We start from the raw sequence: 20,309 nt of genomic DNA on the forward strand, positions 1-20,309 counted from the left end.
TTAAGTTGATAGATTTTGAGGTAGTTAAAAGTAATTTGATTTTTCAAATTAATCTAAGATAAATTTTTAAAAATTAAACTTTGTGGTTTTTCATTTCGAGAAACGTATTTTCGCATAACCTAAATTTTAACCAACTATTTTACATGAAATCTACTTATTTTTATTTGCTAGCCCTATTATTTAGTTTTTCCGCTATTGCTCAAAACCAATTTATTGCCGGATACTTCACCAATGAATCAGGAAACCGCACGGATTGCCTGATTAAAGATGAATCCTATTTAAAATTACCGGCAAATTTGGAGTATAAATCTTCTGAAAATAGTGATATACAGTCAGTACGTATGGAAACTATTATAGAGTTTGGAATTTCAGAACATATAAAATACATCAAAAGAAAGACAAAGGTCGATGTTTCTTCTTCAGCATTAGAGGATTTGGATTACAATCAAGAGCCTGTATTTGAAGAGCAAGAAATATTTTTAAGAGCTATTGTAGAAGGAAGCGCAAATCTTTATTTCTATGATGGTCCTAAAAGACCAGCTTTTTATTATCAGATGAATGGGGGAGAGCTAGAGCCCTTGATATATAAAACCTATTTGTTAGATGGGAGCTATAAAATTACTGAGAATAACACTTTTAAAAAGCAGATTTATAGCCAGTTGAAATGTGAAGGTATTCAGGATTCGGAAATAAGAAACACTAAATATAAGGAGCGGGATTTATCTAAATTATTTATTGCTTATAACGAATGTCAAAATTCGAATTATTTGGTTTACAAAAAAAGTCAAGGTAAGATAGACCTTAATGTGTCTTTAAGACCAGGTGTAACATTCTCTTCTTTAGAGTTGTTATCCCCTGATCCTACTAGTATTGTGCTTGGAGATGTCGATTATGGACAACAGACAGGTATAAGAGTGGGAGTTGAATTGGAATTAGTCCTTCCTGCGGGTAAAAATAAATGGGCCGTGTTTTTTGAGCCCACTTATCAAGCTTTTAAGGCTAGTAATGATGAACCTATCGGGATTTTTGAATATGAATCAACCATAGATTATCAAGCTCTAGATTTGAATTTGGGTTTAAGACATTATTTTGTGCTAAGTGAAAAGTCCAAATTGTTTATCAATGCTTCCCATGCTTTTGTGATAAACTTTGGTGATTCAAAAGTGGATTTTGATGGGAGAAGTGATTTGGATATTAAAAGCCAAGGGTTTTTTGCATTTGGGTTGGGGTATAAATTCATGGATAGAATGAGTGCAGAGATTAGATATTCTACCAATCGGAACCTACTGGGAGAATATGCCAATTGGAATACCAATTTTACAAGTGTTTCTGCCATACTGGGGTATACCTTTTTCTAAGGTATTCTTTGACTTTGGTTTAAAAGGCAACATATTTTTAAACTTTTTTAGATTTCAGTTTAAATTGGGCTGGTCGTGAATAATTCAAAAATCAATTAGTATTTTTACATTAAAATACACCACTTATGATAAGTCAAAAACAATTTGAAACTGAATTAGATCTTATTATTGCCAATGCAATCAGAGAAGATGTAGGTGATGGAGATCATAGCTCATTGGCTTGTATTCCTGAAGATGCCATGGGAAAAGCCAAATTGTTAGTGAAGGATGAAGGTGTGATAGCTGGTGTAGAATTTGCTCGTAAAGTATTTCGGTATGTTGATAAACGTTTAAAGATGAAAACGTTTATCAATGATGGAAGAAATGTAAAAAGAGGCGATATTGTTTTCTTTGTAGAAGGTCCTTCTCAAGCCATTTTGAAAGCGGAACGATTGGTTTTAAATGCGATGCAAAGAATGAGTGCCATAGCCACTAAAACAAGAATGTTTGTTGACCTATTGGATGGAACCAAAACTCAAATTTTAGATACAAGAAAAACAACTCCAGGTATTCGGGCACTCGAAAAATGGGCCGTTAAGATAGGTGGGGGAGAAAATCATCGGTTTGCACTTTATGATATGATCATGTTAAAGGACAACCATATTGATTTTGCGGGAGGAATCCCAGAAGCTATTGAAAAAACAAAACAATACCTAGAAGACCATCATAAGGATTTAAAAATTATAGTTGAAGCGCGCGATTTAAATGAAATCAAGGAAATTTTAGCTAGTGGAGGTGTTGATCGCATTCTATTGGACAATTTTGATTTTGATGAAACCCGGGCAGCTGTTGCTTTGATTGGGGATGCATGTCAAACTGAATCGTCGGGTAATATCAATGAAAGAACTGTAAGACAATATGCTGAATGTGGCGTTGATTTTGTTTCATCTGGAGCCTTGACCCATTCCATTTATAATATGGATTTGAGCCTAAAAGCAGTTTAATATGACCAAACAGGTAGAAGACAAACTGGAAAAAATTCCAATTGTTAATCTGTTGGTGAAACTGCTAAAAGGATTAAAACTACCCGGTCTGGAGGGACTTTCAGTTTATGACCTTTTAGAACTATATGGGATAGGTATTGTTAAAGGAGCTCTTACCACCCGAGCCAGTGCTATTGCCTTTAGTTTTTTTACAGCCCTATTTCCATTTTTATTGTTTGTGTTAATCGTCATACCGTATATTCCGATTGACGATTTTAAAATTGAATTTCTAAAGTTTTTAAATTCCTTTTTGCCTTCCAGTACGTCAGACTTCTTTTTTGATAATATTTTTGTCAATATTGATAATACGGCAAACGGTGGTTTGATTTCATCAGTGTTGTTTGCCTCAATTTTTTTGATGGCCAATGGTATCAATGCCGTTTTTTCTGGATTTGAAAGTTCCTATCACGAGCAATTGACCAGAAATCCTTTTAAACAATATGTTTTTGCTCTTGGGGTAGCTTTGATTTTAGCCTTTTTATTGATTTTGAACGTCGTGGTACTTGGGTACATACAAATCTATATCAGTCAGAATCTGGAGCAATACGGTTTAGTAGATAAACAGAATGTGCCCCAATGGTTAAACCTTGCCAAGTATGCTTTTTTCGTACTTACGGCTTTTTTGGCCACTGCGACTTTGTATTATTTTGGAACCAAGGAAGGGAGACATTCTAAATTTTTCTCTATAGGTGCTTTGTTTACTACCTTATTGATTATCTTGAATTCTTATTTGTTTGGTTTGTATATTGAGAACTTTGGAAGGTACAACGAACTCTATGGTTCTATAGGGGCTTTACTGATTTTAATGTTCTATCTATGGCTTAACTCTACTATTTTGCTATTAGGGTATGAGCTGAATGCTACCTTAAACCGATTGAAAAAACAAAATAGAAAAAACGCTTAGGCAGATGTCATACTTTATTGATGTCATTATTCCCATTCCTATTTCCAATCTGTTTACTTATAGTATAACAGAAGCTGAGGCAACATTCCTAATTCCAGGGGTTAGGGTGTCAGTTCCTTTTGGTAAAAGCAAGATTTATACCGGTATTGTATATAAAATACATGAACAAGCACCTTTGGTTTATGAGGCCAAACCCATAGAGCAAATACTCGATGAGTCGCCCATAGTCACCTCAAGACAAATGAGACTATGGCACTGGATCGCCGATTACTACATGTGCACGGTGGGAGAGGTTATGAGAGCTTCATTGCCCAATGCCTTTATATTGGAAAGCGAAACGGTTATTTTAAAAAGTCAGGATGTTGAAATAAGCGATGCTGATTTGGAAGATGATGAATTCATGTTGTGGGAAGCCCTCCATCATCAATCCTCTCTAAAGATTCAGGATGTCATGGGGATTTTGGATAAAAAGAATGTGCTTCCGGTCATTAAAGGACTTTTGGAAAAGCAGGCCATTTCTGTTCAGGAAGAAGTCTTTGAAAAATATACCCCAAAGTTGGTGCGATATGTCAAATTGGGAGATGAATATACCTCTGAAGTAGGACTGCATGGGTTGTTGGAAGAGTTAAGTCGTGCCCGTAAGCAACGTGATGTGGTAATGACACTTTTCTCACTGTCGGCAAAAACCAAAAAACCGATTAAAGTATCCGCATTAACGGAGGAGAGTGGTGCTTCAAGCGCCATAGTAAAGGCGCTGATTGATAAGGGCGTTTTAACTGAGTATTATTTTCAAACAGATAGAATTCAATTTGAAGGTGAGGTGTCTTCTGAAACCAAATTACTTTCTGAAGATCAGAATCAGGCCTACCAAGAAATCAAAAAAACTTTTGAAGAAAAAGATATTGTTTTGTTTCATGGCGTGACTTCTTCGGGGAAAACAGAAATCTACGTAAAGCTTATTCAGGAGGTTTTGGATCTCGGCAAACAAGTCCTTTATTTGCTTCCTGAAATTGCTTTAACCACACAGCTGGTTAATCGTCTTCAAACCTATTTTGGAGAAAAAGTAGCGGTCTTTCATTCCAAGTATTCTTCTAACGAACGCGTAGAAGTTTGGAACCAAATTTTGGAAAACTCACCAAAGGCTCAAATTGTTCTCGGAGCCAGATCGGCTGTACTATTGCCATTTAAAAATTTGGGATTGGTCATTGTAGATGAAGAACATGAGCAATCTTTCAAGCAATTTGATCCTGCTCCTAGGTACCACGGTAGGGATACGGCTGTCATTCTAGCGCATATGTTTCAAGCCAAAACCTTGTTGGGATCGGCGACACCTAGTTTGGAAACCTTTTATAATGCGAAGCAAGGTAAATATGGATTGGTTTCTTTGTTTACGAGATTTAATGATGTTCTGATGCCGGATATAGAACTAGTGGATATCAAAGAAAAGCATCGCAAAAAGAGAATGACAGGTCATTTTAGTGATCGATTGATTGAAGAAATGCGAGAAACTTTGGCTGAGGGTTATCAGATTATCTTATTTCAAAATAGGAGGGGATATTCACCTATTATTGAATGCCAAACCTGTGGTCATTCCCCGCAATGCCCCAATTGCGATGTAAGTCTAACCTACCATCAATATCGAGATCAGTTGCGGTGTCATTATTGTGGATATCATACGGTCATGGTTAAGACTTGTGAAGCTTGTGGAAGTGTTGAATTGGATACTAAGGGTTTTGGGACGCAGCAGGTGGAGCAGGAGGCCAACGTACTATTTCCTGATGCTAAAATTGCCCGGATGGATTTGGATACCACTAAAGGGAAGTATGGGTATGAGAAAATAATCAATGCTTTTGAGCAGCAGGAAATCGATATCCTTGTGGGTACCCAAATGCTAACAAAAGGGCTGGACTTCAGAAACATCAAGTTGGTTGGTATTATGAATGCTGATAATATGCTTAATTTCCCTGATTTTAGGGCTCACGAACGGAGTTTTCAATTGATGGTTCAGGTTTCTGGAAGGGCAGGAAGAACCAAAGAAAGGGGGAAAGTATTGATACAGACTTATAATCCGTATCATGCCATCTTGCAGCAAGTTTCTACCAACTCTTATTTGGAGATGTTTAAGGAGCAAATGGATGAACGCCATAATTATAAATATCCTCCTATTTATAGATTGATAAAAATATCCTTAAAACATAAGGATTACAATAAGGTTAATTTAGGGGCCGAGTGGTATGCCAAATCATTACGCATGGTTTTTAAAAGTGGGGTTTTAGGTCCTGAGTATCCGCCAGTAGCTAGAATAAGAAACCAATATATCAAACACATATTGGTCAAAATACCTCCCAAACAGTCATTGTCAAAAACAAAAGAAGCTATCATTAAAATTAATAATAGCTTCTTGAGTGTAAAAGATTTTAGGTCGGTTCGGGTAATATTAAATGTAGATAACTACTAAATATTATTAAGCGCGTCAACCAACTGCGTCTTTTTATTTCTACTTAATGGTATTTCATAAGCCCCAACTTCAACATTTTTACTGTTGAAACGATCAATTTTATCGAGGTTCACAATATAGGATTTGTGAATTCTCAAGAATTTACCTTCTGGTAATTCTTTTTCAAATGCTTTCATTGTAGAAAGCACCACCAAACTGGTATCTTCGGTTACTAATTTTACATAGTCACCAAGGGCTTCAATCCATTTAATGTCTTTAATATAAACTTTACGTTTTTTAAGGTTACTCTTTACAAAGATGTGTTCACCTTCTTCTTCGTTGAAGTCATGTCTTAATTTGTGCTGCTCTATAGCTTTTTCAACAGCCGTATTAAAACGCTCTTTGGTAATCGGTTTGTGCAAATAATCGGTAGCATCATAATTAAATGCTTTAAAAGCATATTCTGTTTTACCGGTTACAAAAATAATTTGGGGTTTATTATTTAATACATCCAGTAATTCAAATCCATTCAATACGGGCATTTCAATATCCAAGAATATTAGATCTACCTTATGAGTATTTAAACCGTTTTTGGTTTCTAGGGCACTGTTGTACTCAGCAATTAAATTAAGAGCTGGATGACTCTCAATTAGTTTGACTATTGATAGTCGCTGTATGGCTGAATCGTCAACTACTACGCAGTTTAAAGTCATAACATTTAATTTATTTCGGTTAAGATATCGACAATAGTACAAAAAATTCGGTTAAAAACCAAAAAACATCGATAAAATACATTTTTAACAAAATATTAACAATGTTTGAGTGAGGGAGAAAAATTAAGGGGATTACTTTGCAATATAAGAAATAAATAATTATTTTTGCACCCATTTTTAACATTAATAGATAAACAATTATGAATCATTACGAAACTGTTTTCATTTTGAATCCCGTTTTATCTGAAACACAGATAAAGGAAACAGTACAGAAATACGAAGAGTTTCTGACTTCCAGAGGAGCAAAAATGATCTCGAAAGAAGATTGGGGTCTAAAAAAATTGGCTTACCCAATCCAAAACAAAAAAAGTGGTTTTTATCACTTATTTGAATATCAAGTAGAAGGTGATGCTATCACTCAATTAGAGCTTGAATTCAGACGTGACGAGCGTTTTATGCGTTACTTAACTGTAAAACTAGACAAGCACGCTGCTGCTTGGGCTGAGAAAAGAAGAAACAGAAACAAACAAAAAGCGTAATTATGTCATCTATAGAACAACAAGCAAAAGGAAAGAAAGACGGAGAAATCAGATATCTTACTCCGCTTAATATAGAAACTAACAAAGCTAAGAAGTATTGTCGTTTCAAAAAGTCTGGAATCAAGTATATCGATTATAAAGATCCAGATTTCTTATTGAAATTTGTAAACGAACAAGGTAAAATTTTACCAAGACGTTTAACAGGAACTTCTTTAAAGTACCAAAGAAAAGTATCTGTAGCTATCAAAAGAGCACGTCATTTAGCTTTAATGCCTTATGTGGCAGATTTATTAAAATAAAAATATCATAACGATGGAACTTATATTAAAACAAGACGTTGAGAATTTAGGATTTAAAGACGATATTGTAACAGTTAAGAACGGTTATGGTAGAAACTTTTTAATTCCTCAAGGGTTTGCCGTTTTAGCTACAGGATCAGCTAAAAAAGTATTGGCAGAAAATTTAAAGCAAAGAGCTTTTAAAGAAAAGAAAATTGTTGAAGATGCTCAAAAAGTAGCTGAAGCAGTTAAAGCATTGGAGATCAAAATCCCTGCTAAATCAACTGAAGGAGCTTCTGCTGGTGATAAACTTTTTGGATCAGTTACTACTATGGATTTGGTAGACGCTATTGAGAAAGAAGGTCACAGCATCGATAAAAGATTTGTAACTATAGTTGGTGGAAACATCAAGCGTTTAGGGCAGTACAATGCTGTAATCCGTTTGCATAGAGACGTTATTTTTGAATTCCCATTTGAGGTAATTCCTGCAAGTAACTAATTTCACTCAAAACATCAAAAAGCCTCAACCAACGTTGGGGCTTTTTTTATTGAATTTATTATGAAGTACGCAAGATTAACCAAAGAGCAGTTTGAAGAACTGCATCAAGAATTTATCAACTTTTTGGCCACCCAATCGGTTACGGCAGAGGAGTGGGATCATTTAAAGGTCAACAAACCGGAATTAGCCGAACAGGAATTAGACGTGTTTAGTGATTTGATTTGGGAAGGCGTTTTAAATCAAGTTGGTTATATTGAACACATCTCGCCACAGCAGATGCATCTTTTTTATTTGAATGACAAGAACATGCATGTTATTGCCGTAAAAATTAAAAATGATCAAGACATCACCACAGATGAAGGTTATGGGTGGTTGCGCCAGAACCTTATGAGCGATGAGGTGGAGTTTTTACAGGCCAAGAAAGACTATTCTGAAGATAGAAATTTGGATAAATTTCAATTGATTCGTCAAGGAGGCGTCATTACCAAAGGTGAATTGTTCAATTACTTTGATAAATTGATTAACTAGTTCTATTTTTGCGGTAAATTTCACAGAATAACATGGCACAAAAACCAAGCATTCCTAAAGGAACCAGAGATTTTAGCCCGAGCGAGGTAGCTAAAAGAAACTATATATTTTCTACCATTCGTTCCCAATTTGAGACTTACGGCTTTCAACCTATTGAAACACCGAGTTTTGAAAATTCGGAAACCTTAATGGGAAAATATGGAGATGAAGGGGATCGCTTGATTTTTAAAATTCTGAATTCGGGTGATTACCTAAAAAAGGTGGATGAAGCAGCCTACCAAACAAAGGATTCTACAAAGTTAGCTGTAGATATTTCAGAAAAAGCCTTACGTTATGATTTAACCGTACCATTTGCACGTTATGTGGTCCAACATCAAAATGAGATAGAATTTCCTTTTAAGCGGTATCAAATGCAACCTGTTTGGAGAGCAGACAGACCTCAAAAAGGACGTTTTAGAGAGTTTTATCAATGTGATGCCGATGTGGTGGGATCTGATTCTTTATGGCAAGAAGTGGAGTTTGTACAATTGTATGATGCTGTTTTCACCGCTTTAAAACTGGAGGGAGTTACCATCAAAATCAACAACCGTAAAATCCTATCTGGAATTGCAGAGGTGATTGGCGCCAGTGATAAATTGATTGATTTTACAGTGGCTTTGGATAAGCTGGATAAAATAGGAGAGGAGAAGGTTAAGGAAGAAATGATAGGTAAAGGAATTTCTCATGAAGGAATTGAAAAGCTTCAACCACTTTTTTCTTTAAGTGGTGATTTTGGTGCCCAGATTTCTCAATTACAGGATATTTTAAGTGCCTCTGAGGAAGGAATAAAAGGAATTGAGGAATTACAGTTTATTGAAAAAGCCATTGCTGAGCTAGGTTTAAAAACGGCCCAATTGCAATTGGATGTTACCTTGGCTAGAGGTTTAAATTACTATACAGGAGCTATTTTTGAAGTAGCGGCGCCAAAGGGTGTTCAAATGGGATCCATCGGCGGAGGTGGTCGCTATGATGATTTGACCGGAATTTTTGGGTTGAAAAATATGAGTGGCGTCGGTATCAGTTTTGGTTTGGATCGTATTTACTTGGTACTGGAAGAGCTTGGATTATTTCCTGAAACAGTGACCAAGACTCTGGATGTTTTGTTTATCAATTTTGGTGCCGATGAAGCCTTGTATGCTATGAAAGCAATTAAAGCTTTAAGGGAACAAGGAATCCACTCTGAACTTTACCCTGATACGGCTAAAATGGGTAAACAAATGAAGCATGCCGATAAAAGAGGGCTTCCATATGTTGTGTTGGTGGGTGAGAAAGAAATGGAACAACAGACCTTTACTTTAAAACACATGAAATCTGGGGAGCAAGTTTCTTTAACTTTAACAGAGCTTATTGCTAAATTTAAATAAAAAAAGGAAGCCCCGAACTTTGTTCGAGGCTCCCGGGCACAGTCAAATCTAAAAGCTAGATTTGGGACTTACGCTTAAGATCTCTATTTAATAATAACTTTTTTGTTGAATGTGCCGTACAGTTTAGTGGAAACTGAAATAATGTAGGCGCCCTGACTTAAGTTATTTGATTGTATTTTAGAATATTCTTCTTGGTTTAGGTTGTTTAATTGATAGACTGATTGGCCTAGTGTGTTATATATTTCTATTGTTTGTATATCCCAAAGTTTTGGATTGTAAATGACAATTTCTTGTTGGTCATTAGCATAGAATACAGACAGGCTTTCAGCTAAAGTATCTTCCTCCATGCTTAGTGTTTCAGCTGAGAACCTCAGTTCAAATCGGTTGAGGTGATTTCCGGCACCAAGAGTGACAGAAAAATTACTAACCCTGAGATCATGATAAAGGTTTTGTTCGCTGTCATATAAATAGATGTTTAAGTCATCTGGAACGTTTTCCAAAGCATCAATCATGATGGTGTTGATTCCTTGTGTATCGGTTTTGATACCAATTGGCAATATGGTTGCTTCATCAATCATATCGATTCCTTGAATCACGAATTTATCATCAGATATTTGCCAAAACATATCGTCCATTTGATTCTCATTTAAAATGCCTTCATAACCCCAATCAATACCTGCTGATGCTTGTGGATCTTCAGTAACTAAGAGTTGTCTGTGAATCGTATTTACCGAATTATAACCTAATCTAATTTTTAATCGCGTATCATAATAGTCTTCTGGGTTTTCCTCATCATTGGTCACATTTGTATTGGGATTAGCTTGTTTTACAAAAACAGAGACTCCATTCTCTTCTTTTCTGAAGACACGTTGTCCGTTGTTGAATTTGATTTGGCCGTCACTTTCCCCTATTACAAAAAATCCTTGACCTACGGGAATATACCTGCCAGGAATTTTTGTTGGAACGCCTCCCGTGCCCACATCTGGGTCATTGGTTCCATAAGAGGCAGATGGTGCTCCTCCTGACAAATTGTAAGTGGCATAGCCTCCTTGATATTCAGCAAGAATATGTGAGCCACCACCCCAGTGTTCCCAGAAATAGAGCGTGCCAGATAGGTTCCCGTTTCCTTCAATGATGCTGCCATTATCTAATATAAATTGAACTGCGTCTATGGCTGAAGGGTAGGGGTTTCCTACCAAATAGTCATTGTTGTCATTAATTGTGAGAGCAATGTCTCCGTTGTTAGGTTTCCCCACGAAAACATAATTTTGCTCTTCGGATACATTTCCATTGGTATTGGCGACACCTTTCATAGTATATCCTTCACCCACATACATGGTTCCTGTATTTCTGACGTGTTGCCAAGAGGCGTAATCATCAGTTGGAAAATTATTAAATTTCCAAATCCAATAATGGGCAATGCTTATGGGTGATCCCGAATTTCCATTATATCCTGAAATGAAGTTGATTTCTTGTGCCTCGTTTGGGTCAGATCCATCAAATAGAACGTCTGGAACATGATATTCCTTATTGTTTAGGGTGTTGTTGATTAAACCTACTGGAGAAGACCAATAATTATAAGTGAATAAATCTTTGGTTCCTTGTTGGTCAATTTCTATGCGCCCAGTGCTTGTGGTATCCAATTCGCTGTCCAATCCTTGAACCAATTGTGATTCTCCCGTTAAATCTAAAAGGCCATCTAATTTCAAATACCAACTCACATTGAACTCAGAATCATTTTCAATACTAAATTCTATGGGGTCATTATTGGAATCATTTTCTTCCAAAAAGAATGCCAAATGAGATGAGTTTTCATTGTAAGAAATATTATTGTGGAGCACTTTAATGATGCTCCAATCATAGGTTGTGGCGTCATAACCATTCACACCGTCTTCTGGAATATCTAGAGTTTCTGGTAAAAGATCATTGCCATGTTGGGTGATAAAAGGGAGTGGTGCGGTTTGATAACCAATATGTTTAACATTGTAAATTTTTGCGCCAACCGTATCAAAACCAGGGGTTGTCAAATCATCAATTATATCATCCCTATACACATCCATCCTGTAATATCTCAGTAGGTAAGACCAAGATAAAGGAGAATTATTGTCTTCATCAACAAAGTCGGTGATATCTCGAGGGATAACTTCACCTCTTACATTGCCTGCATTATTCCCGATTTCTTGATACACCATTTTGTGAATTTCGTCATCGGATAATGTCTTGGTAAATATTCTGACTTCATCTATGAAGCCTTTAAAATAGGTATCACTGTCTGCTGGATCAGCAGACTTACCAATTGTAAAATTATAGGTGTTGGTATTCAAGGAGCCTCCTATACCATTGACACTTCCTCGGTTTTCTCCATTGATATAAAGTACCAATTGATTTGTTGAACTGCTTGTAGTAGCTGCTACATGAACCCATTGATTCAATGGAATATCACCAGTGGAAAATTGTTTGTTATCAGCATGAGCTGTTATAGTAACATCCCCGTAATTTTCTACTTCCAATTCAAAATTGGCTTGCCCAAGAATGATTGCTCTACCAGTGAAAGTGGGATCAATTTTAATCCATGTCATGAAAGAAACGTCAGAAAGACCACTCAGTATTTGAGTATCTTCAACATAATCATTTCTTCCATCAAAGTATAACAGCAATTTTTGATTCAGATCTCTTGGGGATCCAAATAGACTGTCATCTGTATCAAAGAGATCCATTATTCCGTCGCTGTCCAAATCTGTCATATCATCAATGACACCATCATTATTAGCATCTAATGCGTAATATAAGGTACTGGCGATATCATAAATGCCATCGTCGTTAGAATCGGTATCCATATAATCGGGCAATCCGTCGCCATCTGTATCTTTTACATAGTAAGTATATCCTATTCCCTGGTTACTATTGCCATATGCTTCTTCAAATGTACTTCCATTGTAGTAGTCATATAAATCCAAAATACCATCGGTAAAATATTCAACAATTCCATCGGATTCTACATCTGTTTCTCTTACGGCATCTGTATCAGTACCATCACCCACACCATCTCCATTGATGTCTCCATCGCCATTTTGAAACGAAGTATCGGCTAGATTTCCAGCTCCTGACTCGTCCACATCAAAAAGGGTGTCGTTATCACTGTCTAAATCTAGATAATTTGGTATGCCATCACCATCTGAATCTAAAGGAATGTGCCCTTCAACCAAATCGTGCATGCCATTACCATTTGTATCCACCCAAGTTGATACGTTTGTTAAGGTTGCTTTTCCTTCACTGTATGCTCCCAAGCCTGCTTCAACAACATCAGGTATTCCATCATTGTCAGAATCTAAATCAAAAATATCAGCAACGCCATCACCATCTGTATCACAAAGCGTTTGGGAAATGACAATGTCATCAAGAGCTAAATCATTTCCAAGACCTCCTGTTTCGTTGTTGAAAAAATAAACGTAAAATTCATCAACGTTAAATGTTAAATCTGCCGTAAAGTTGATCCAACCGTTATTAGCAGAGGCAGGATTGTTGGGAGGGATGCTTCCTGTTGTTAAGGAGTTCAATATATTTCCATTTCCATCTCGGAATTCAACCAAAATATCAGGTCTTAAACGTGAACTGATACCAGGAGCATCATGGTTGTCCAAATTGATTACCCAAAAACTATAGGTGATTGGTACGTTGGGAAGTGCCCCTTGGATATGAGCCGTGTAAAACAACCCAGGATCATAGGAGGCATTAAACATCGCCATACGCCCGTTGGTATCACCTGAAGTGTGGTCTAGACCAGAATACCAATATTCATCGGCCCATGAAGCAACTTCATTATTTGGTGTGTCATTAGTGCCATCTCCATCACATGCTTTGTGGTAAACAGTGTACTCTCCATCATTTAAATCTTGATTGCTATTACAGGATCCGCTACCATCTTCATAGCAATAGCTTGTTTGCGCATCGTAAGTGGTGTTTATAGTGGTGCGATTGGTTCCAGTTCCAAAAGTTTCATTGAGGAACTTATAATTTACGTAAGTTGATATGGCTGAATTTTTACAACTGAGCTCCTCATCAGAATCCAAAATACCATCGTTATCGTCATCTATATCCACATCATCATAGACTCCATCTCCATCACTATCGTAAAAATCTTGAATGGTTACTTCAGGCTCATTTTCGATTCCTTCAATGAGGATATTGTCAAAGTAATTGTATTCTGAATTTTGATTTGCTGTACTCGAAAACCGCATTCTGGAATTAGTACTAAATGAATAAGTGTCACTAGCAAATGTATATACAAGGTCGTAAGACGAATAACCCGAAACAGAAAAATCAACCCCTTTTTTAAACGTATAGAGAAGTGACCATGTCGAACCATCATAATATTCAAGCTTGAAACCTTCTCCATTTTCAAGGCCATTGTTTTTAGAACAAAATGAAATTGTGATGTTTGAGTATGGTGTGAAATCTAGAATTGGGGAAGTGACTCTATTTTGATTCTCTTGATCATCTTTGGAATAGATGGAGCGGTTCCCAAAACAAGAGTAATAGGAAGAGTTGCTCAAGCCTGCATCATTGCCACCATCCGTCCAACCTTGTAAACCATTTTCAAAGTCATAGAAACCTATGGTTGTTTGGGTTAGAGCTATTTTACATGAAAATAGTAAAAGCATGACAATGATACTTTTACATATTGAAAAAGTATTGTTTCGCATAAGTAGATTGGTTTAGTTTGGGGCTAAATCAAAAGCTCAACAAAGATAAGTTTATATCTTTTAAATGCAAAAAAAATCGATGAAATGCATTGTGTTATAGGAAATTATATAAAAAAAGCGGTAAATATTGTTTACCGCTTTATAATTGGAGGCTGATTTTTGACGTTATTCAATAATCACTTTTTTATTAATACTTGTGCCAAGGCCTGTATCTAATTTGATGATATAGTTTCCACTTGAAATATTCCTTACAGGTAGTTTGATCTTGGAATTGGCAAGTTCAGTAACTTGAGAACTGTTCCAAGTTTGTAAAACTTTTCCGGCCATATCAATTAGTTGTACGCGATTGACTTTAACTTTATTGTAAGTATTGATAAAGATTTCACCTGAATTATTTAGGTAGTTGACGCTAATCTCATTGGTTAAATCTTCGATGATGCTTAAGGTGGATTCATCTGATTCAAATGTCAGGAAGAATCGGCTGTTATATTCTCCGGCTTCCAAATTAATAGAGAATGGAACCTCATTAAATTGAGAATATTCGCCGGTTAAAGAATCGTAAATAAATACATCTATTTCCTCATCAAAGTTTTCTAGCATTCTAAGATTAATTGCCAAATCTCCAGCTTGAGCCAATTTAACATTTAAGGGATATTGTTTAGTAGAATCAAATTCGCCTACACCTTGAATAATAAAATTAGTATTCTCAACATTCCATGACACATCAGTTGTATAGTCGTCTATGTTTTTAGCGTCATAGCCAAAATCATAACCATCAGAAGCATTGCTATTAGGAACGAAAGCTAACATTATATGCCTATTTAAGTTATTTGGTGTAGTTGCCGTTAGCCTTACCCTTTGAATTACAGATTCATTTTCACCATCTGTGTAAGTTAAGTTTGAACTATCTATAGTCTTCATGAAAATCGAGGACCCTGAACCGGATTCTCTTCTAAAGATCCGCTGGTCATTTTCAAATTTAATTTGACCTCCTGTTTCTGGTTCCAAAGCTCCAACAAAAAACCCTTGTCCAACTGGAATATACCTTCCAGGCATTAATGATGAAGAGCCTAGATCACTGATTTCATATCCATCTTCAGTTATGGATGGAGTAGTTGGAATTTCACCCCCACTTAAGTTGTAAGTGGCATACCCTCCTTCATAGTTTACAAGGAAATGGGAATTACTACTTAAATAGTGTACCCAGAAATAAAGCGCACCATCAATGGCGCTTGTAGAGCTAGGGTTTGCCGTACTTCCATTTGGAATGTTATCTTTTATAAATTCGTCAGCATCTATCGCACTTGGGTATGGGTTTCCAATTAATATTTGATTTCCATTGGAAACAGCAGTATTGGTATTTTGAATCAATCCATTGTGGGGTTTTCCTTGGAATACATAGTTTTGATAATCATTGTTAGTGCCACTACCTTTCATAGTAAACCCATTTCCGGTGGGTATGTTTCCAGTGCTTCCAACTTGATTCCATTGTTGATAGGTATTAGCTATGGCATTGTAGGTCCATAGCCAATAATTTGGTAATGAAATAGGTGGTCCTGGAGTGGCATCGTAGCCACCAATCCATGTGATTGTGGCAGGATTGGATGAGGTGGTACCATCCATCAAAATACTACCGACAGTATAATTAGAATTAGTTGCAGCACCAATGGCACTTACCGGGGAACTCCAATAATTGTAATTATATAGATTTTTAGTTCCTTGTTGATCTCTTTCGATAAACCCAAGACTAGTTGGTTCCAATTCACTATCATTCAATTGGTCTATATTATATCTTTTTTGAACTAATTGTGATTGTCCGACTAAATCTATTTGTCCATTAAGCTTTAGATAATGGGTTACCCATAAAGCATTACCGCTATTATTTTCATCTTGCGTCGTATTAGGGTTTGAAATAGTGATTTCAGAGCCTAAATTATTTAATAATCCCAAAAGGGTAATGTTCTCATTATGAGAATCCACATCATGTGATGTCTCCACAATATTCCAATCAATCTTTGATCCATTTATTCCAACACTGTTAGGATAATTCCAAACTGAATAGTGAGTCCATGGTGAAGCTGATGTAGTATCATCACCCCAATCTCCCGATTGTAAAGTGGTATAGGGAAGTGGAGCGGTTTCTTGTTGACTGGTTGTTATATTTTTCAATCTACCAGTAGTTCCTACTGCAAAATTTGGTGACAGACTACCACATGCAATATCCATGCGGTAATAACCTTCCAAATTAGACCAGAATAACGGATTATCATCAATACCATCTTGATTGGCATCCGGGCCATTTATTTTTAAACCTAGAACTGCACCTCTCACATCAACTCCATCGGGTTCTATTTCTTGGTTCATCATTTGTCTAATATGTTCCGGTGATAGGGCTTTATTCCAAATACGCAATTCGTCTATCCAGCCATTAAAATGGTTAGAAGGAATTGGTGAAGAATCTTGGTCTATAGCACCTAAAATGGCTTTGTAATTATTGCTTGATGGTTGAACTCCAGCGCCTTGTTTAATTAAAATACCATCGATGTAAAGTCTATACTCATAACCGGAGCGAATAATGGCTATATGGTACCACCTAGAGTTATCTATGGTATAAGGAGCAGAATTTAGAAATCCAGATTTATTCCATCGAAATACAACATGACCCGAATTGTTAATTCGCAAGTCGTAGCCATAAGCATTCCCCGAAAAACTTGCATCTCTTTTAGATATTATACCCTGAATCCCACTAATGGATTCGGGTTTTATCCAAACTTCAATGCTAAAATCATTGTTGTCTAAATTATAATTATTTTCACCAAAATCAACGTAATCATTGGAGCCATCAAAATCTACCAAATCACAATTGATAATTTCGATGCTCATATTATCTGAACATCCGTTAACAGTCCATGTTAAGTTGTAAATCCCAGCATCACCAGTAAATAGTGCATCAGGGTCGTTAACATCAGAAATTGTAAAATTTCCACCACAACTGCTGCTTGCAATCACAGCCCATTCACCCGCAATTTCCGTATCTTCCATAGCGCCTTCATCATCACAGTTTACACAGTTATTAGGAAGCGTATATGCTCCTTTAGCTGCATTTTGAGTAGCGGTTAACCTATTGTCATAGGCATTTAATTGAACCGTGTTTTGTCCACATTCATCTGGCGTAAAGACAACATCTTCCCCTGCATAAGAATGGAATACCTTTATCCAAATAAGGTCTGTACCATCCTCATCATATGACCTACAGCCATTAATTAAAGCTGTTGCTCCATAATTATGACTACCAGGTACCTCAGGAACGAAGGCAATAGGAACTTGGGTTTCACCTGTTACAAGAGGATCTTCACTAGGATCACCAATTCCATCAGTCCATTCTAGTTCTGTATCTACATAGACTTCTTGGTAGACATAAATATTATCCATTGCCCATGCACTTAGATTTGTAGTACCTGTAAAAGACCATCTAATTCTAACATTACTTTCTCCAATATAGGCGTCCAAAGGAATAGAGGTGTTATCCGTTTCAAAATTATATTCGGTAGGTGTTGATCCAGCAACAGATTCTGCAGTTCCTGCAGTATACCAATCTAGATCGCCACTTCCTACGGCATGCATCAGTACTAGTGTCGAATAGTTGACACCTCCATCCGTAGATATTTCAATAACGGCATAGTCTTGATCTGAAAAATAATAAGCTTGGTCAAAATCTAAACTTGCAGAAGCAACATTAGATAAATCCATAATAGGAGTTTCAAGTGTTGTTGGTATGGCTCCATTATATTGAGGTGAACTAAAATCACCATAGGCTATGGTATATTTCCCATCATTACCGCAATATACAATATTACCATTCTCTTGATTATTACAAGTTTTTGCGGACCAATTTCGAGGTTTTGTTGCACTTCCGCCAGCCGTAAATCCACCAGTTTCTCCATCAACCAACCATCCATTAGGATCTTGCGTGTTTAGCTGCCCTTGATTAAAATCTCCAGGAGGATAATCAGGAAAAGCCTCTTCGGTTGCTAAATAATTACTAGTAGCTAAAAGATTAACTTCCTCACCTAGACAATAGTTAGAATCAACATCTAAGTTCTCAATAGTAGGAGCCGATCCAGGAGGTAATGATCTGACATAAAACAGACTGGAATATACACTGCAATTTCCTACTTGAATTAGAACTCTATAATAAGTTGATTCCAATTCTCCTATAGCAAAGGTTATTGAATGACTATCGGTGGTATTTGAAATGATGTCCCAAACACCTTGATTTACTGCGAATTGCTCCCATTGAATGATAGTTCCTATTTCCCCAGTTAAGTCTAAATCAATATTAATTTCTTCTTGACAAGACGAAATGTCTATTTGATTAGAAAATGCAATTCCTTCAAAGGTTCCCTGAAGTGTACCACCATCTATGGAGGGGGGCGTTAGTGTAATATCTTGGGTTTGTATGGTTATGTTACCATTACTATCAATGAATTGCCAATCTATGGTCTCAGTTCCAGAAAATGAAAAAGGGAATATAAAATCGGGAGATAATGTTCCTTCAATGATACCATTACATCCATCAGTAGCAGTTGGTATGGTCAATTCTGAAATACTTGAAATTTGACAACCAGTAAATGATAAGGCAGTTAATGAAGGACTGTTTGGTACAGGACTTTCATTGTCAACGACTGTAACATCTTGTGGTACAATAATACTGTTGCCTGCACTGTCTGAAAAGGTCCAATAAATTGTTTCTGTACCAACAGTGTCAAAAATTAAACTAACATTAGATGTTCCGATAATGGATCCATCACAATTGTCATTAGTGGTTGGAGGAGTTACTTCAATGTAACAATCTGCAATGATAGGTTCAAGGACTGGAATCTCAGGACCTTCATTGTCTATAACAGTTATATCAATTGAACAAGTGGAAGAATTTCCAGCAACATCAGTAATTACAAATGTATTGGTTGTAGTACCTACTGGGAAGACACTTCCAGAAGGCAAACCTGTGGTTTGTATTGTGGTTGCTCCAATACAGTTGTCAGAACCTGTTGGTGTAATGTATGTCACTACCGCTGAGCAAAGTCCTGTATCATTGATTGTTATTATATCACTTTGACATGATATGGTGGGTGCTGTAGTATCCTCGATGATCACATTTTGGTCAACTGTTATGGCATTGCCATTTCCATCGTCAAAGGTCCAAGTAATGATGTGTATGCCTTGGGTATTATAAGTCAGGGGATTAGAAGTGGTTCCTGTTATGGTTCCGCTACAGTTATCGGTTGTAGTCGGTGTAGAGGCAGTAGCAGAGCATTGTCCATTGACATCGGATAGAATAGGAGCTACTGGAGCAGTGGTATCATTAATAACAACGTTCTGCGTCTGTGTTGAAGCATTACCATTCACATCTGTATATATCCATGTTACAACTGTTGTACCCTGGGTGGAGATAGGTAGAGAAGCATTGTTTGTTACAGTTACTGATCCACCGCAATTGTCCGTCGCCGTTGGTGCAATCAAGGATGTTACAGAACATTGTGCAGTTACATTCGCTAAATTAGCTAAGTCAGCTGTAGGAGGCGTGTTGTCCTCCACGGTAATGGTTTGGGTTTGTGTTGTTGTATTGCCATCGTTATCAGTTACGGACCATTCACGGATGATAGTTCCGACACCATCATTGACGGTATTTGTAGTTTCTGAATAGCTAACGGTAAGGGTTGTATCACAGTTGTCTGTTGCGGTAACCACAGCAGGAGCGGGTATGGCATCACATTCTACGGTCGCATCGGCAGGGACACCAACAAGCACCGGAGGCGTGTTGTCCTCCACGGTAATGGTTTGGGTTTGTGTTGTTGTATTGCCATCGTTATCAGTTACGGACCATTCACGGATGATAGTTCCGACACCATCATTGACGGTATT

Annotated in this window: 12 protein-coding genes; 9 read left to right on the forward strand and 3 right to left on the reverse strand. The window is 36.8% G+C overall.

What is annotated here, in order from left to right:
- The first annotated feature begins 143 nt into the window (after positions 1–143).
- From LOK78_RS07225 to priA, 4 genes are all read left to right on the forward strand, one after another.
- Positions 144–1,358 carry a putative outer membrane beta-barrel protein gene (locus LOK78_RS07225; protein ID WP_232634472.1) on the forward strand — a complete coding sequence of 405 codons (1,215 nt, stop codon included), beginning with the start codon at positions 144–146 and terminating at the stop codon, positions 1,356–1,358.
- A 125-nt stretch (positions 1,359–1,483) separates the two neighbouring features.
- Positions 1,484–2,341, forward strand: a complete 858-nt coding sequence (gene nadC, locus LOK78_RS07230) for a carboxylating nicotinate-nucleotide diphosphorylase (RefSeq protein ID WP_232634473.1) — start codon at positions 1,484–1,486, stop codon at positions 2,339–2,341.
- A 1-nt stretch (position 2,342) separates the two neighbouring features.
- Complete coding sequence (locus tag LOK78_RS07235; protein WP_053972553.1) at positions 2,343–3,284, forward strand: YihY/virulence factor BrkB family protein; 942 nt, start codon at positions 2,343–2,345, stop codon at positions 3,282–3,284.
- 4 nt (positions 3,285–3,288) lie between these two features.
- Entirely contained in the window at positions 3,289–5,742 is a 2,454-nt protein-coding gene (priA, locus tag LOK78_RS07240; RefSeq protein ID WP_232634474.1) for a replication restart helicase PriA, read from the forward strand.
- Here the strand turns inward: priA and LOK78_RS07245 are convergent.
- Positions 5,739–6,434, reverse strand: a complete 696-nt coding sequence (locus tag LOK78_RS07245; RefSeq protein ID WP_053972555.1) for a LytR/AlgR family response regulator transcription factor — start codon at positions 6,432–6,434, stop codon at positions 5,739–5,741. The two genes, priA and LOK78_RS07245, sit on opposite strands and share 4 nt — an antisense overlap.
- Before the next feature lie 200 nt (positions 6,435–6,634).
- On the opposite strand from LOK78_RS07245, the gene rpsF reads away from it, so the two are divergent.
- Genes rpsF through hisS form a run of 5 tightly spaced genes read left to right on the forward strand, consistent with a single transcriptional unit; the run spans position 6,635 to position 9,681 of the window.
- Complete coding sequence (gene rpsF / locus LOK78_RS07250; RefSeq protein ID WP_053972556.1) at positions 6,635–6,973, forward strand: 30S ribosomal protein S6; 339 nt, start codon at positions 6,635–6,637, stop codon at positions 6,971–6,973.
- On the forward strand, positions 6,973–7,272 hold the full coding sequence (rpsR, locus tag LOK78_RS07255; RefSeq protein WP_197276757.1) for a 30S ribosomal protein S18: 300 nt from the start codon (positions 6,973–6,975) through the stop codon (positions 7,270–7,272). Before rpsF ends, rpsR begins: the two co-directional genes overlap by 1 nt.
- Positions 7,273–7,285: 13 nt before the next feature.
- Positions 7,286–7,750, forward strand: a complete 465-nt coding sequence (rplI, locus tag LOK78_RS07260) for a 50S ribosomal protein L9 (RefSeq protein ID WP_053972558.1) — start codon at positions 7,286–7,288, stop codon at positions 7,748–7,750.
- 60 nt (positions 7,751–7,810) lie between these two features.
- A complete protein-coding gene (locus tag LOK78_RS07265) occupies positions 7,811–8,278 on the forward strand; it encodes a DUF6495 family protein (RefSeq protein WP_166959903.1) in 468 nt (155 codons plus the stop codon).
- 32 nt (positions 8,279–8,310) lie between these two features.
- The gene (gene hisS / locus LOK78_RS07270) at positions 8,311–9,681 is read left to right on the forward strand and encodes a histidine--tRNA ligase (protein WP_232634475.1); all 1,371 of its coding nucleotides are present in this window, start codon (positions 8,311–8,313) and stop codon (positions 9,679–9,681) included.
- A gap of 83 nt (positions 9,682–9,764) precedes the next feature.
- Here hisS and LOK78_RS07275 read toward each other — a convergent pair whose 3' ends face one another.
- Together LOK78_RS07275 and LOK78_RS07280 are read right to left on the reverse strand one after the other, a co-directional pair.
- Positions 9,765–14,342, reverse strand: a complete 4,578-nt coding sequence (locus tag LOK78_RS07275) for a DUF8693 domain-containing protein (RefSeq protein ID WP_232634476.1) — start codon at positions 14,340–14,342, stop codon at positions 9,765–9,767.
- A 207-nt stretch (positions 14,343–14,549) separates the two neighbouring features.
- Positions 14,550–20,309, reverse strand: a 5,760-nt coding sequence (locus tag LOK78_RS07280; protein WP_232634477.1) for a DUF8693 domain-containing protein, incomplete at its 5' end; no start/stop codon positions are given.

The sequence above is a fragment of the Mangrovimonas futianensis genome (genome assembly GCF_021245805.1).
In the GTDB taxonomy this organism is placed as follows: domain Bacteria; phylum Bacteroidota; class Bacteroidia; order Flavobacteriales; family Flavobacteriaceae; genus Mangrovimonas; species Mangrovimonas futianensis.